Genomic DNA, 16,595 nt, shown 5'->3' on the forward strand with positions numbered 1-16,595 from the left:
CATAAAAAGATTAATTAATGTGATAAAATAACATAAAAATATATTTTATTTGAGTGTATAAGCCTTTTTAATAATGAGCGAAAAACTACTTGTTCCTGACATTGGTGATTTTGAGAATGTTGAGGTAATAGAATTACTTGTAAAGCCAGGAGACACAATCAAGGAAAATGATCCAATAGTCACAATTGAAAGTGATAAATCTAGTGTTGAAATTCCATCAACTATTTCAGGAAAAATTGATACTATTAATGTCAAAGTAGGTGACAAAGTTTCAAAAGGTGATTTACTTTTAAGTTTAAGCAATTCAACCAAAAGTCTCTCAGAAAGCAATCTTCCTAAAGATACAGAAAATATTATTAAACAAGCTGAGGAAGCTATGGCTGTAAATAAAGAGGAGCTGGTGAATGTTCCTGAGCCAGCTAAAGAAAAAAAACAATCTATAATTCAAGTTACAAATGGATTAGACACAGATCCTTCAGAAACTCAAGATTGGCTAGAGTCTTTATCTGCAGTAATTTCAAAAGATGGAAATCAAAGAGCTCATTTTTTAATTAAGGAATTAATTAACAAAGCCTATCGTGAAGGAGCAAATATTCCTTACACCCAAAATACTCCGTATATAAATACCATTCCTCCTGAGGCTGAAATAAAATCAAATGGAGACCAAAATATTGAGAGAAGAATAAGATCTCTGATCAGATGGAATGCAGCTGCAATGGTAGTAAGAGCTAACAAAAAATTTCCAGAATTAGGTGGACACATAGGAACCTTTGCATCTGCTGCAACTTTATATGATGTTGGAATGAATCATTTTTGGAGAGCAAAAAACAATAAATTTGGAGGTGATCTAGTATATTTCCAAGGACACAGTGCACCTGGAATGTATGCTAGAGCATTTTTAGAGGGTAGATTAACTGAGAAACAACTAGATAGTTTTAGACAGGAAGTAAAACCTGGAGGATTATCTTCATACCCTCACCCTTGGCTAATGCCAAATTTTTGGCAATTTCCGACTGTTTCGATGGGGTTAGGACCAATGCTTGCAATTTATCAAGCAAGATACATGAAATATTTAATCAATAGAGGATTGATTAAAGATGAGGGACGAAAGGTCTGGGCTTTTTTAGGAGATGGTGAAATGGATGAACCAGAATCTATGGGTGCAATTGGATTAGCAGCTAGAGAAAAACTAGATAATTTAATTTTTGTAATTAATTGTAATCTCCAAAGACTTGATGGACCTGTAAGAGGAAATGGAAAAATTATACAAGAACTTGAAGGTAGCTTCAGAGGTGCTGGATGGAATGTAATAAAAGTTATTTGGGGTTCATATTGGGACTCATTATTAGCTAATGACAAAACTGGTCAATTAGTAAAAATTATGAACGAAACTGTAGATGGTGAATACCAAGCTATGAAAGCAAGAGATGGTGCATATGTACGAGAAAAGTTTTTTGGAAAAAATCCAGATACTTTGGAGATGGTTTCATCTATGTCAGATAAAGATATTTGGAGATTAAATCGAGGAGGGCACGACCCCCATAAGGTATATGCAGCTTATGATAAAGCAATTAAAAACCAAGGAAGTCCAACAGTTATTATTGCAAAAACAATCAAGGGATATGGAATGGGAAAAACAGGTGAAAGTGTAAACACTACTCACCAAACTAAAAAATTAGATGTGGATGATCTTATGTATTATAGAGATCGTTTTGACGTTCCTCTAACTGATGAACAAGTTAGGAACATAGAATACTTTAGGCCTGATGAGAAATCTCCAGAGATTAGATACATAAAAGAAAGAAGGCTTAAACTGGGAGGTTATTTACCAGAGAGATCAACTTTTGCAAAACCTATTAAAGCACCATCAAAAGATATTTTTGATTTTATGAAAGTTTCAACTGGTGAAAAAGAAATGTCTACCACAATGGCGCTCGTAAGAATGTTAACTAATTTGTTAAGAGATAAAAATATTTCACCTAGATTAGTTCCAATTATCCCAGATGAAGCAAGAACATTTGGTATGGAAGGATTTTTTCAAAAAATTGGAATATACGCTCATGAAGGACAGAAATATGAGCCCGAGGATGCTGCGCAACTAAGTTCTTATAGAGAAGATAAAAGTGGACAGGTGCTTGAGGAAGGAATTAATGAGGCAGGAGCGATGTCTTCTTGGATAGCAGCTGCAACTGCTTATACAAATCATGATATTGAAATGATTCCAATATACATTTTTTATTCTATGTTTGGATTTCAAAGAATTGGAGATTTAGCTTGGGCTGCTGGTGATAGCCAAGCTAGAGGTTTTTTAGTTGGTGCAACAGCCGGAAGAACAACATTAGCAGGTGAAGGATTACAACATCAAGATGGACATAGTCATTTGATTGCATCAACAATTCCTAATTGTGTAACTTATGATCCTACATTTCACTATGAATTAGCAACTATTTTTAGAGAGGGTCTAAGAAGAATGCATGAGAAGAAAGAAAATGTTTTTTATTATATTACAACAATGAACGAAAATTATTCACATCCTGAAATGCCTAAGGATAAAAATTGTGAAGAGGGAATTCTTAAAGGAATGTATAAGATAAAGGAATTTAACAAATATAAAAAAACAAAACTTCAACTTTTAGGCTCAGGAACGATATTAAGAGAGATGATGTCAGCAGCTGAAATTTTACAAAACGATTATCAAATTGATAGTGAAATATGGAGTGTTACAAGTTTTAATGAGTTAAGAAAAGATGGGATGGAAGCTGAAAGATATAACCTTCTAAATCCGGACAAAACTCCTAAAAAATCATATGTAGAGCAATGTCTTGGAAGTACTGAAGGACCAATTATGGCAGCATCTGATTATATGAGAATGAATTCTGATCAAATAAGACCTTACACAAACAATAAGAGCTTTTATTCTCTAGGTGCTGATGGTTTTGGAAGAAGTGATACTAGAAAAAATTTAAGAAAATTCTTTGAGGTAGATAAAGAACATTTAGTAGCTTATGGATTAAGCATTTTAGCAAAAGAGCAATTGATAGCTTCAAAATATGCGAAAGATGCTATGAAAAAATACAAAATTGATGGCGATAAACCTATGCCAACAAAATTATAATGTCAGATATTGAAATTAAGGTACCAAATATAGGAGATTTTAAAGATGTTGAGGTTATTGAGGTATTAGTAAAAAAAGGCCAATCAATTAAAAAAAATGACCCTATAATTACAATAGAAAGTGATAAGTCTAGCGTAGAAATACCATCTAGTTTTGAAGGTAAAATTTCTAACTTAAATATAAAAGTTGGAGATAAAGTATCTGAAGGAGATTTAATTTTAACTTTAGAAAAGTCATCACAGATAAATCAAAAAGTTGAACAGAAGCCAATAATAGAAAAAGAATTTAAAAAAATTGAAGTAATAAAACCTGAAGTTCAACAAGAAACTAAAGTTTTAAATAATGTATCTAATATTTCATCAGCAAGCCCAAAAGCTAGAAAATTTGCTAGAGAACTCGGTGTAGATATAAATAAAGTTTTAGGAAGTGAGAGAGATGGAAGAGTTGTTGAAGAAGATATCAAAAAATTTGTAGCATTAAGATCAAACAATAACACGGAGGTTGTTGAGGAAAAAAAACCAAGCAAAATCAAAAATGAATTTGAGCATTCAGATTTTGGTGAAATAGAGACCAAAGATATACCAAGAGTAAAAAAATTATCATCAAAGTATTTAACAAATTCATGGACCACCATACCTCATGTTACAAATCATGATGAGGCTGATATTACAGAAATGGAAAGCTTCAGAAATTCTTTGACTGATATTTATACGGGAGAAAAAATTAAAATTACTCCTTTAGCATTTATTGTAAAAGCTTTAGTTGCTTCATTAAAAAAATTTCCAAGTTTTAATTCTTCAATTGATGAAATTGAAACAGGTAAAATGACAATGAAAAAATATTACCATATAGGTATAGCTGTAGACACTCCAAATGGACTAATGGTTCCAAAAATTAGAAATGCTAATAATAAAAAAATTTCTCATATTAGTAGAGAGTTGAGAGAGGTAAGTGAGCTTTGTAGAAATTTAAAAATAGATAAAAAAGAATTATTTGGTGGTTCAATGACTATTACTAGTTTGGGTGGAATAGGTGGATCATTTTTTACACCAATAATAAATTATCCTGAAGTAGCAATTTTAGGAGTAGGTAGATCAGAGAAAAAACAAATTTATATAAATGGAAAGTTTCAAACTAGAACAATGCTACCGATTTCTTTGTCTTATGATCATAGAATTATTGATGGAGCTGAGGCAGCAAGATTTAACAATGATCTTAAAGAAAACTTAGGCAAAAATTTTGCTTATAAGCTAGCTGTATAATCAAAAATGTCTAAGCCTATTTCCCTATTAAGTGCTTTGTTATGCACTTTTATATGGGGCACAACTTTTATTGCTCAAGACACTGGCATGGACAATATTGGTCCTTTTACATTTAATGCTGTTAGATTTTTTGTTGGTTTTTTAGCTATTACCCCACTCGTAATTTTATTTGAATTAAAAAATTTTAAACCAGAATTAAAAACAGATAAAAAAACATTTGTAATTTATGTGTCTTTAATAGGATTGTCCTTATTTTTAGGTTCTGCATTACAACAGGTTGCTTTGCTCTATACAGATGTTGCAAATGCAGCCTTTTTTACGATCTTTTATGTACCTATGGTGCCTATCATAATTTATTTGTTTGGAAAAAAATCAATTCATTGGAGTGTTTGGCCTTCAGTAATTTTGTGTTTAATTGGAGGATATTTATTAACAAATTTTTACGATGCAACAGTTAGGCTGGGAGATACTTTGGTTGTACTAGGAGCTTTATTTTGGAGCACACATATTATATTTACTGGAATTATTATTTCTAAATACAATCTTCCACTTACAATTGGAGCAATTCAAACTTTAATCGTAGCTATTTTGTCTTTTTTCATTGGAATTCTTTACGAAGAATTTGTTTGGAACAACATTCTAATGGAAATGTATTCTATATTATATGCTGGAATATTATCTGGAGGATTTGCATTTGTATTACAGATTTATGCACAAAAAAATATTACACCTGCACCAGCAGCAATTATTTTCTCCCTTGAGGGCGTATTTGCAACTGTAGCTGCATGGTTTATTTTAAATCAAGTATTAGATATAAATAATATACTTGGATGTTTTTTCATTTTGTGTGGAGTTTTATTATCACAATTACTCCCGCTTATAAAAAGAAAAAAAATTTAATAAATTAAACTAAACAATACAAAAGCAATTATTATTCTATAAATTACAAATGCGTTCATAGAAAACTTATTTATAAAAATTAAAAAATATTTAACTGTTAAAAAAGAAAAAATAAAAGAAAATATAATTGCAATTATTACCAAGTAATTAAATTCCGTTGGTTGATTAAAAATATCTTTTAAACCAAGTATACTTGCACCAGTTAATGCTGGGATAGATAGCAAAAAAGATATTTTACTCGAATCCACTCTATTAAATCTTAAAATCCTTGCAGCTGTTATTGTAATACCTGCTCTGCTTACTCCAGGTATCAATGATAAAATTTGCATTACTCCTATAAATAGAATTGATTGAATGTTTAAATTTGTAGAAATTTTATTATCAAAACGACTTTTATCAGAAATGTATAAAACAATTGCAAATATTAAAGTTGTCCATGCAATAGTTTCAATGTTTCGTAAACTATAAATTAGCCCCGTAGTGTATAAAATATATCCAAAGATTATTAATGGAATAGATCCAATAATAATTAAACTTATTAGTCTTTTATTTTTATTAATGTTTAATAACTCTTCTCTGAAATAATATACTATTGCAACAAGAGATCCTAGATGAAGGCTAATATCAATTAGTAATGAGCTAGATTTAAATTCATACAAACTTGAAACTAAAATTAAATGTGCAGAAGAACTTATTGGAAGAAATTCTGAGATCCCTTGAATTGCCGAAAGGATTAAAACTTCTATAATATTCTGAAACATAATTTCTTCGTAGCTTATAAAGCTTATATTTCAAACAATACGATTTGATCATAGTAGCTATGCATTTATTAGAAACCTGTTTGTTTATAACAAAAATGAGAGATTAAAGGTCAATAAATATGACCTATTTAATGCTTTATTTAATAAAATCATTATATAATTTGCCGAAAATTATATTTTTTATGACTGACAAAATGTTAAAATTCGTAAAAATAGGTCAGCAAACTCCACCTAAAAGGGAAGTTGATCAAAGAAAAAAGGATTTTAACGAGATATATGACGAATATATCAATGAAAAAGCTAAAGAACAATCAAGTAGATGTTCACAGTGTGGAGTTCCTTTCTGTCAGGTTCATTGTCCTTTAAGTAACAATATTCCTGACTGGCTAAAGTTAACTGCAGAGGGAAGATTAAAAGAAGCATACGAGCTTTCCCAAAGCACTAATAATATGCCTGAGGTTTGTGGAAGAATCTGTCCACAAGATAGATTATGCGAGGGGAATTGTGTAATTGAACAGTCTGGTCATGGAACAGTTACAATTGGATCTGTTGAAAAATATATAACAGATAACGCCTGGGAACAAGGATGGGTTAAACCAATTGAAGTTACAAATGAAAAAAATCAAAGTGTTGGAATTATAGGAGCTGGTCCTGCTGGATTAGCGGCGGCAGAACAGTTGAGAAAAAATGGATATAAAATTACAGTTTACGATCGTTATGATAGAGCTGGAGGATTGTTAATATATGGAATTCCAAATTTTAAATTAGAAAAAGAAATAGTTGAAAGACGAACAAAGCTTTTAAAAGATGGTGGAATAGAATTTATACAAAATTTTGAAGTTGGAAAGGATGCAAGCTTAGAGCAATTAAGAAAAAAACATGATGCAGTATTAATTGCAACAGGAGTTTACAAAGCAAGAGAAGTTAATTTACCAGGTAATGATTTAGATAATATTTTTCCAGCGATGGATTTTCTTACAGCATCAAATAAAAAAGGATTGGGCGATGACGTTGAATTATTTGACAAGGGAATTCTAAATGCTGAGGGAAAAGATGTTGTTGTAATTGGCGGAGGTGATACAGCAATGGATTGTGTGAGAACTTCAGTAAGACAAAAAGCAAAATCAGTAAAATGCTTATACAGAAGAGATAAAGAAAATATGCCTGGTTCAGCAAGAGAAGTTGCAAATGCTGAAGAAGAGGGTGTTGAATTTGTATGGTTATCTAGTCCCAAAGAATTTAAAGGAACTAATAAGGTAGAAAATTTAATTGTAGATCAAATAAAGTTAGGTGAACCAGATGAAACTGGTAGAAGAAGACCTGAAGTACAAGAAGGATCAAGTTATGAAATAAAAGCAGATATGGTTATTAAAGCTCTTGGATTTGATCCAGAGGATTTACCTAATTTATTTGATAGCCACGAACTTCAAGTTACAAAATGGGGAACAATAAAAACAGATTTTGATACTATGGAAACTAATCTAAGCGGTGTTTTTGCTGCTGGGGATATTGTTAGAGGAGCTTCATTAGTTGTTTGGGCAATTAAAGATGGGAGAGACGCAGCAGATTCCATAAAAAATTATTTAGAAACAAAATCCAAAAATGAGAAAAAAGTTGCTTAATGAAAACTTATAAAAAAAACTTTGATCTACTTAAGAAAAACAATGTCTATTCTGAAGATATGGAGCATGATGCTTGTGGGGTAGGTTTAATAGCTTCAACAGAGGGAAAAAAATCCAGGAATGTGGTTGAGTATGGAATTGAAGCTTTAAAAGCTGTTTGGCATAGGGGTGCAGTAGATGCTGATGGAAAAACAGGAGATGGAGCTGGAATTCACGTAGAAATTCCAAAAGATTTTTTTATTGAAAAAATTGAGGTTACTGGACACATACACGATAATTCTGAAATCTGCGTAGGAATGATTTTTCTTCCACGTAATGACTATGCAGCACAAGAGAGCTGTAAAACAATTGTTGAAAGCGAATTAACGAAAAATGATTTTAGTATTTATGGCTGGAGACAAGTTCCTGTTAACCCAAAGGTTTTAGGTGAAAAAGCTTTTCAAACTATGCCTGAAATTATTCAGGTACTTTTCAAACCTCATAATAAAGAACTTATAAATAAAGATTTGGAGAGAAAAATTTATGAGACAAGAAGAAAAATCGAAAACGAAGCTTTCAAAAAATCATTAAATAATTTTTATATTTGTTCGTTAAGTTCAAAGTCAATTATTTACAAAGGAATGTTTTTAGCCGAAGCAATTTCAGAATTTTATCTAGATTTAAATGATGAAAGATTTGTATCAAGATATGCAATATTTCATCAGCGGTTTTCAACCAATACAGCTCCAAGTTGGAATCTTGCCCAACCATTTAGAGCAATTGCACATAATGGAGAAATTAACACTTATAGAGGAAATAAAAATTGGATGAAAGTTCATGAGCAAGAAATGAATAGTCCATTATTTGATGATATAGAAAATCTTAAGCCAGTTATTCAACAAGGAGCCTCAGATTCTGCAGCTTTAGATAATGTTTTCGAATTATTAAATATTTCAGGTCAACCTGCACCATTAGCTAAACTAATGTTAGTTCCTGACGCATGGTCTAAGAAAAATAAGACTTTGCCAAAAGATCACCAGCAATTATTTAATTTTTTAAATAGCACAATGGAACCTTGGGATGGACCTGCCGCTATAGCTGGAACTGACAATGAGTGGGTTATTGCAGCAAATGATAGAAACGGATTAAGACCTTTAAGATATGCAATCACAAAGGATAAGTTATTGTTTGCAGGCTCGGAAACTGGGATGATCGAGCTAAATGAAAAAAGAATTTTATCAAAAGGAAGATTAGGTCCTGGAGAAATTATAGGAGTAAGAATCGAAAAAGGTAAAGTATTTACTAATAAACAAATTAAGGATTACTTAGCAAAAGAGTATAAACATTTTAATTCACAAATTATTGATTTAGATGACAAACTAACGATTGAAGATGAAAAAAATTCTTTTTCAGGGGATGATTTAAGAAGAAGACAATATACTTTTGGAATTAGTTTAGAGGATCTTGAATTAATTTTACACCCTATGGCTGAGGATGCAAAAGAGGCTACAGGATCTATGGGCGATGACACCCCTTTAGCTGTGCTATCAGATAAATATAGACCTCTTTATCATTTTTTTAGACAAAATTTTAGCCAAGTTACAAATCCACCAATAGACTCTTTAAGAGAAAACAAAGTGATGAGTTTAAAAACAAGATTTGGAAATCTAGGCAATATTCTAGATTTTGATAATTTAACAAAACAGAATATTTATGTTCTTAATAGCCCAATTTTATCTAATTCTCAGTTTGAAAAATTCATCAATTTTTTTGGAAATAATTCAACAATAATTGATTGTACTTTTGAAGAAAGTAACAGTTTGTACGAAGCTATTAAAAAAATTCAAAAAGATGCAGAAATTGCTGTTAGACAGGGTGTTACACAATTAATTCTTAGCGATAAAGATTTATCAATTTCAAAACTTCCAATTCCAATGCTGCTTGCAGTTGGTGCAATTAACTCTTTTTTAATTGAGAAAAAATTAAGAGGCTATGTGTCAATCAATGTCCAATCTGGAGAAGCATTAGATACACACTCTTTTGCAACTTTAATTGGTGTTGGAGCAACAACAGTAAATCCTTATTTGGCGTTCGACAGTTTATATCAAAGATTTGAAAAAAAATTATTTGGAAAGTTTAGCTTTGAAGAATGTGTTGAAAGATACATTAAATCTGTCAATGCAGGTTTATTAAAAATTATGTCTAAGATGGGTATCTCTGTTTTAAGTTCTTACAGAGGTGGATGCAATTTTGAGACTGTTGGATTAAGCAGAACTATTGTTTCAGATTATTTTCCAGGAGTTGTGTCTAAAATTTCTGGTATTGGACTTACTGGAATCGAAAAAAAAATAAGAGCAATTCATAAAGAAGCATTTGAAAGCACTGATACAATTCTTCCTATTGGAGGGATTTATAGATATAGAAAAAATGGAGAAACACACCAATATCAAGGCAAACTTATACATTTACTTCAAAGTGCAGTTGGTTCTAATTCTTATGACGCTTATAAAAGATATGCAGAGGGTATTTATAATTTACCACCAATAAATTTAAGGGACTTAATTGATTTTAGAGAAAAAAAATTAAAGGGAGCTATAGATATTTCAGAAGTAGAACCAATAGAAAATATTTTAAAAAGATTTGGAAGTGGAAGCATGTCTCATGGCGCTTTATCTAAAGAGGCACATGAAACTTTGGCTACAGGCATGAATAGAATTAAAGGTGCTTCTTGTAGTGGTGAAGGCGGTGAAGATCAAAAAAGATTTAAAGTGTTAGATAATGGAGATAGTGCAAACTCAAGAGTAAAACAAATAGCTTCAGCAAGATTTGGTGTAACAGTTAATTATTTAAACAATTGCAATGAGATTGAAATAAAAATTGCACAAGGTGCAAAGCCAGGAGAAGGTGGACAACTCCCAGGTTTCAAAGTTACTGATGAAATAGCAAAGTTAAGACACTCAACACCTGGTGTAACGCTAATTTCTCCTCCACCACACCATGATATTTATTCGATTGAGGATCTTGCGCAGCTTATTTATGATTTAAAACAGATTAATCCAAAAGCAAGAATTGGAGTAAAACTAGTTGCATCCTCAGGAGTTGGGACTATTGCTGCAGGAGTTGCCAAAGCAAAAGCAGATATAATATTAATTTCAGGACATAACGGTGGAACTGGAGCTACTCCGCAAACAAGTGTAAAATACGTAGGTATACCGTGGGAGATGGGATTAACAGAGGCTAATCAGGTTTTAACATTAAATAATCTTAGACATACAGTTACACTTAGAACTGACGGGGGAATTAAAACAGGTAGAGATGTTGTTATAGCTGCTATGATGGGAGCAGAAGAGTATGGAGTTGCAACAACTGCATTAGTTGCAATGGGATGCATAATGGTAAGACAATGTCATTCGAATACATGCCCTGTTGGTGTTTGTACTCAAGATGAAAAATTAAGAGAAAAATTTACTGGAACACCAGATAAGGTTGTTAATCTATTTACGTTTATAGCAACTGAAGTTAGAGAAATTTTAGCTAGATTAGGTTTTAAATCATTAAATGATATTATTGGCAGAACTGACTTACTTAGACAAGTTAGCAAGGGTTCAGATAATTTAGATGATTTAGATTTAAATCCTTTATTTGTTCAAGCAGATACTGGGAACAATACTAGATATTGTGAAAACCAAAAAATTAATTCGGTGCCAGATACTCTAGACCAAGAAATATGGCCTGAGATTGAAAAAGCTTTAGATAGTTCTGAAAAAATTGAAAAAGAATATTTAATTAAAAATACTCACAGAGCAGTTGGGACAAGAATTTCTCATCATTTATATAAAAAATACGGCTATGAAAAACTTGATGATGATTTTTTAGTATTAAATTTTAAAGGGTCAGCTGGCCAATCTTTTGGAGCCTTTTCATCCAAAGGTTTGAAGTTGGTATTAAAAGGCGATGCAAATGATTATGTCGGTAAAGGTCTTTCAGGAGCTACAATTTCTATAAGACTACCAGAGGAAAGTAACTTAGTTTCAAATGAAAATACTATCTTAGGAAATACAGTTCTATACGGAGCAACATCTGGAAAACTTTTTGCAGCTGGTCAAGCTGGTGAAAGATTCTCTGTAAGAAATTCAGGTGCAGTTACAGTTATTGAGGGATGTGACTCGAATGGTTGTGAGTATATGACTGGTGGAACTGTAGTAATTCTTGGAGATGTTGGAGATAACTTTGCTGCTGGTATGACAGGTGGTATGGCATATATCTATGACAAATCACAAGAATTTGAAAAAAAAGTAAACCCAGAGTCAGTAGTTTGGCAGAATGTTGAAACAGATTATTGGAAAGAAAGTTTAAAAAATTTAATCAAAGAACACCATGAAGAGACAGGATCTTTGTTATCTAAAGAAATAATTGAAAATTATGATAATGAAATTAATAATTTCATTCAGGTTTGTCCTAAAGAAATGTTGGATAAACTTAAAAACCCTATCAGTTTAAAAAAAGTTATAAAAGAAGTTAGTTAATTAATAATTTTAATTCTTTTAAAATTATATTAAGCCATCTCTTATTTGATAAGCTATGGTCACCTTTTTTTACGATGATCAATTTCTTTTTTGCTTTTGGAAATAGTTTTAAAACTTTTCTAGAATAACTTACCGGCACAGCTTCATCATATTCACCATGAACCATGGTAACATTAATTTTTGAATTTATTTTTTTATTTAATACTCTATTTTTTCTTCCATCTTTTATAAGCTGATAAGTGATTGGATATTCATAATTTCCATGTTTTAGGTGATATATACCTTTTTGGATTGTTTCTTGCTTTATTTTTTTGGAGAATTTTTTCCACATCAAATTTTCTAAAAACTCAGGTGCCGACCCTATACCTAAAAATCCCATAATTTGTTTTTTAAATACTTCGAATTGTCTTAAAGCAATCCAAGCGCCCATACTTGAACCAATGACATAAAAATTATTATTTTTTATATATTTATTTATTAACGTAGAAGTTTCTTTACTCCACTTTGAAATATTTCCATTAGTGAATTTACCTGTAGATTTTCCATGACCTGAATACTCTAAAGCAAGAAAGCTTATTTTATTTTTTTTTGAAAATTTTAAAAAAGCGTCTGGCTTTTTTCCTTCAAGATCTGACATAAATCCATGTAAGAAAACTATGAATGGGGAATTTTTATAAATTTTGCAAATATGTCTAATTTTCTTAGTCTTTGAAATTTTGTGGAATCTGAAATTTGCCATAATCGTTTATAAGAATTGGTAATTAATATATAATCATATCAAATGTCATCTAATTTAAAAGTTTTGCAAGTAATTCCAAAACTTGGATATGGTGGTGCAGAGACTGGTTGTTATGATATTGCTCACTATTTGCCAGAGAACGGTTGTAAATCATTTATTGTTACTAGTGGTGGTGAGTTACTTAAATTTGTAGATAAAAATAAAGTAAAAGTTTTTAGACTTCCAGTTCAAAGTAAAAACCCAATATTAATCTTAATTAATGCAATAATTTTAATTTTTATCATTTTATTTAATAATATTTCGATAGTACACGCTAGAAGTAGAGCGCCTGCATGGTCTTGTTTAATAGCCTCTAAGATAACAAGTAGAAAGTTTGTGACTACATTTCACGGCACTTATAATTTTAAAAGTAATTTGAAAAAATTATATAATTCAGTAATGGTTCGATCTGATTTAATTATTGCAGGATCAAATTTTATTTTTTCACACATCAAAGAAAATTATTCAAATTACTTAAATCAAAAAAAAAAACTATTAGTAGTATTTAGAGGAATAAATATTGATTACTTTGACCCTACCACAAAACTTGAAACTGAAGAGGAAAAATTATTAAAACAATGGGAAATTGAAAAAGATAAAAAAATTATACTTTTGCCTGGTAGACTAACTACCTGGAAAGGACAAGAGGTATTTATTGAAGCAATTAATCTTGTAAATATTGAATTAGGTTATGAGGCGTTTTATGCTGTTATCCTTGGAAGTGATCAGGGACGAGATTTGTACAAAAAAAAACTAATCAGACTTTCAGAACAATATAGATTGACTAAACAGCTAAGATTTATCGATCACTGTAAAGATATGGCATTAGCTTACAAAGTTTCTGATATAATTGTTTCAGCTTCTATTGAACCAGAAGCTTTTGGTAGAGTTGCTGTGGAGGCCCAGTCTATGGAGAAACCAATAATTGCTAGTAATATTGGCGGTTCTAATGAGACTGTTGTTGATGAAAAAACAGGCTATTTATTTGAAGCTGGTGATGCAAAGTCTTTAAGTCAGAAAATTTTGAAAACTCTGACAATTGACGAAACTCAATTAAAATTAATTGGTATTGAAGGAAGAAAAAATATAGTTCAAAAATTTAATGTTGAAAAAATGTGCTTTTCTACTTATTCAGAGTATAAAAGATTAATAAATTAAATGCCTATAATTACATTACCCGACGGAAATAATATTAATTTCCCAAATAAAGTTACTGGATTAGAAGTAGCAGAAAAAATTAGCAAATCATTAGCTAAACAAGCAATGGTAATAAGCGTAGATGGTCAGTTAAAAGACTTAGAGCATTTAATTGAGAAAGATTGTTCTGTAAAAATTTTTACATCTAAAAATCCTGAGGGGCTGGAAACTATTAGACATGATACTGCTCATATATTGGCAATGGCAGTGCAAGAATTATTCCCTGGAACACAAGTTACGATTGGTCCTGTAATTGAAAATGGATTTTATTATGATTTTGCTAGAAAAGATCCGTTCACAGAAGATGATTTAACAATGATTGAAAATAAAATGAAAGAAATTGTTGATCGAGACGAGATTACTAAAAGGGAAGTTTGGGACCGAAATAAAGCAATAGATCATTTTAAAAACAAAGGTGAGATCTATAAAGCTGAGTTAATTGAAGCAATACCGGAGAATGAAGATGTTTCAATTTATTTTCATGGAGATTGGCATGATCTTTGTAGAGGACCACATCTTTCTTCAACAGGTAAAATTGGAAAATACTTCAAATTAATGAAAGTTTCTGGAGCTTATTGGAGAGGTGATTCAAATAATGAAATGCTTCAAAGAATTTATGGTACAAGCTGGGCCTCTCAAAAAGATTTGGATGAGTATTTAAAAAGAATAGAAGAGGCAGAAAAAAGAGACCATAGAAAATTAGGAAAAGAAATGGACTTGTTTCATTTCAGAGAAGAAAGTCCTGGCTCAGTATTTTGGCATGAGAGAGGATGGGCATTATTCCAAAAATTAATCAACTATATGAGAAGTAGACAAGATGCTGCTGGATACAAAGAGGTGAATACACCTGAAATTTTAGACCGACAATTATGGGAAAAATCTGGTCACTGGGAGAAATATGGGGAAAATATGTATACATCAGAAACTCCTGATGAAAAAGTGTTTGCAATTAAACCAATGAATTGTCCTGGTCACATACAAGTATTTAATCAGGGATTGAAAAGTTATAGAGATCTTCCATTACGTATAACAGAATTTGGCAAGGTTCATCGTTACGAGCCATCGGGTGCTTTACATGGTTTACTTAGAGTAAGAGCTTTTACGCAAGACGATGCACATATTTTTTGCTCAGAAGATCAAATTACGAGTGAGTGTTTAAATGTGACAAATTTAATTTTGGATATTTACAAAGACCTTGGTTTTGAAAATGTAATTTTAAAATATGCAGATCGACCAGAGGTTAGAGTTGGAGATGATGAGGTTTGGGACAAAGCAGAAGCTTCACTTCTTGAAGCAGTTAAAGCCTCTAAGTTAGAATATAGTATTAATAAAGGTGAAGGTGCATTTTATGGTCCAAAAATAGAATTTGTTTTAAGAGATGCTATTGGTAGAGATTGGCAATGTGGAACTTTACAAGTTGATTTAAATTTACCTGGAAGATTAGATGCATCCTACGTTGATAAAGACGGAACAAAAAAAGTTCCTGTTATGCTTCATAGAGCGCTATTTGGTTCTTTAGAAAGGTTTATCGGAATATTAATTGAAAATTATGCTGGTAAATTTCCTTTTTGGATCTCCCCATTGCAAACAATGGTAATTCCCATTTCAGAAGAATTTAATGATTATGCAATAGAAGTGTCTAAAAAAATAAAAGATGCAGGTATAAGTTCTGCTGTTGATATTAAAAACAATAATTTAAACTATAAAATTAGAGATCATTCTTTAGCAAAAATACCTCTTTTATTAATTTGTGGTAAAAAAGAAGTTGACTCCAATTCAGTAACGATTAGAAGATTAGACTCTACTAAACAAGAAAATATGGATATAAACTTATTTTTAAAAACTTTCTCTGCTTTAAACAAAGCATCATCAAACTAAGTGGCAGATTTCAAACAAAACTATTTTCAAAGAAGAACAAAAGATAGAGGTCCAAGGTCTAATAACCGTATATCTTCACCCGATGTTCAAGTTATCGCAAGTGATGGAGAAAATCTTGGAGTGATGAACACTAATGAAGCTATTTCAATGGCAAAAAACCAAGGTTTGGATTTAATTGAAATTGCACCAAATGCAAACCCACCTGTTTGTAAAATTATGGATATGGGTAAGTATAAATATGATGCTCAAAAAAAAGCAAATCTTGCAAAAAAGAAACAAAAAATAGTTTCATTAAAAGAAATTAAAATGAGACCCGTTACTGAAACGCATGATTATGAATTTAAGGTTAAAAATGCAAAGAAATTTATAGCAAAAGGAGACAAAGTTAAATTTACAATAAGATTTAAAGGTAGAGAGCTTCAGCATTCTCATTTAGGTAACGAGTTAATGGGCAAAATTAAAGAAGATATGAAGGATATTGGCAAGGTAGAACTGCACCCTAAGTTTGATGGCAAGCAAATGATTATGGTAATTCAACCTTTATAAGCTTTAATAGAGGTTGTAAAATTTCAACATT

Annotated in this window: 10 protein-coding genes; 8 read left to right on the forward strand and 2 right to left on the reverse strand. The window is 31.1% G+C overall.

The genetic code is table 11. From position 1 onward, the window contains the following. Nucleotides 1–73 precede the first annotated feature (73 nt). From aceE to ACTTAR_RS05655, 3 genes are read left to right on the forward strand one after another with little or no spacing between them, the layout of a single operon-like run. Nucleotides 74–3,115, forward strand: a complete 3,042-nt coding sequence (gene aceE, locus ACTTAR_RS05645) for a pyruvate dehydrogenase (acetyl-transferring), homodimeric type (protein ID WP_440697925.1) — start codon at nt 74–76, stop codon at nt 3,113–3,115. Next, nucleotides 3,115–4,377: a 2-oxo acid dehydrogenase subunit E2 gene (locus tag ACTTAR_RS05650; RefSeq protein WP_440697926.1), complete on the forward strand. Its 1,263-nt coding sequence runs from the start codon at nt 3,115–3,117 to the stop codon at nt 4,375–4,377. Before aceE ends, ACTTAR_RS05650 begins: the two co-directional genes overlap by 1 nt. A 6-nt stretch (nt 4,378–4,383) precedes the next feature. Next, nucleotides 4,384–5,277 carry a DMT family transporter gene (locus ACTTAR_RS05655; RefSeq protein WP_440650654.1) on the forward strand — a complete coding sequence of 298 codons (894 nt, stop codon included), beginning with the start codon at nt 4,384–4,386 and terminating at the stop codon, nt 5,275–5,277. Here ACTTAR_RS05655 and ACTTAR_RS05660 read toward each other — a convergent pair. Beyond that, a complete protein-coding gene (locus ACTTAR_RS05660; protein WP_440681299.1) occupies nt 5,274–6,038 on the reverse strand; it encodes an undecaprenyl-diphosphate phosphatase in 765 nt (254 codons plus the stop codon). The two genes, ACTTAR_RS05655 and ACTTAR_RS05660, sit on opposite strands and share 4 nt — an antisense overlap. A gap of 182 nt (nt 6,039–6,220) precedes the next feature. Here ACTTAR_RS05660 and ACTTAR_RS05665 point away from each other — a divergent pair, with 182 nt between their 5' ends. Then, the gene (locus ACTTAR_RS05665) at nt 6,221–7,660 is read left to right on the forward strand and encodes an NAD(P)-dependent oxidoreductase (RefSeq protein ID WP_440681298.1); all 1,440 of its coding nucleotides are present in this window, start codon (nt 6,221–6,223) and stop codon (nt 7,658–7,660) included. Next, entirely contained in the window at nt 7,660–12,165 is a 4,506-nt protein-coding gene (gene gltB, locus ACTTAR_RS05670; protein ID WP_440681297.1) for a glutamate synthase large subunit, read from the forward strand. The genes ACTTAR_RS05665 and gltB overlap by 1 nt, the downstream gene beginning before the upstream one ends. Here gltB and ACTTAR_RS05675 read toward each other — a convergent pair. Then, nucleotides 12,158–12,904, reverse strand: coding sequence for a serine aminopeptidase domain-containing protein (locus ACTTAR_RS05675; protein ID WP_440697927.1), 747 nt, complete (start codon nt 12,902–12,904; stop codon nt 12,158–12,160). The genes gltB and ACTTAR_RS05675 overlap by 8 nt on opposite strands. A gap of 42 nt (nt 12,905–12,946) precedes the next feature. Here ACTTAR_RS05675 and ACTTAR_RS05680 point away from each other — a divergent pair, with 42 nt between their 5' ends. Genes ACTTAR_RS05680 through infC form a run of 3 tightly spaced genes read left to right on the forward strand, consistent with a single transcriptional unit; the run spans nt 12,947 to nt 16,564 of the window. Further along, complete coding sequence (locus tag ACTTAR_RS05680; RefSeq protein ID WP_440681295.1) at nt 12,947–14,101, forward strand: glycosyltransferase family 4 protein; 1,155 nt, start codon at nt 12,947–12,949, stop codon at nt 14,099–14,101. Continuing rightward, nucleotides 14,102–16,018, forward strand: a complete 1,917-nt coding sequence (thrS, locus tag ACTTAR_RS05685; RefSeq protein ID WP_440681294.1) for a threonine--tRNA ligase — start codon at nt 14,102–14,104, stop codon at nt 16,016–16,018. After that, nucleotides 16,019–16,564: a translation initiation factor IF-3 gene (infC, locus tag ACTTAR_RS05690; RefSeq protein WP_075484372.1), complete on the forward strand. Its 546-nt coding sequence runs from the start codon at nt 16,019–16,021 to the stop codon at nt 16,562–16,564. The last annotated feature ends 31 nt before the right edge of the window (nt 16,565–16,595 follow it).

The organism is Candidatus Pelagibacter sp. HIMB1709, from assembly GCF_052047635.1.
Lineage (GTDB): Bacteria > Pseudomonadota > Alphaproteobacteria > Pelagibacterales > Pelagibacteraceae > Pelagibacter.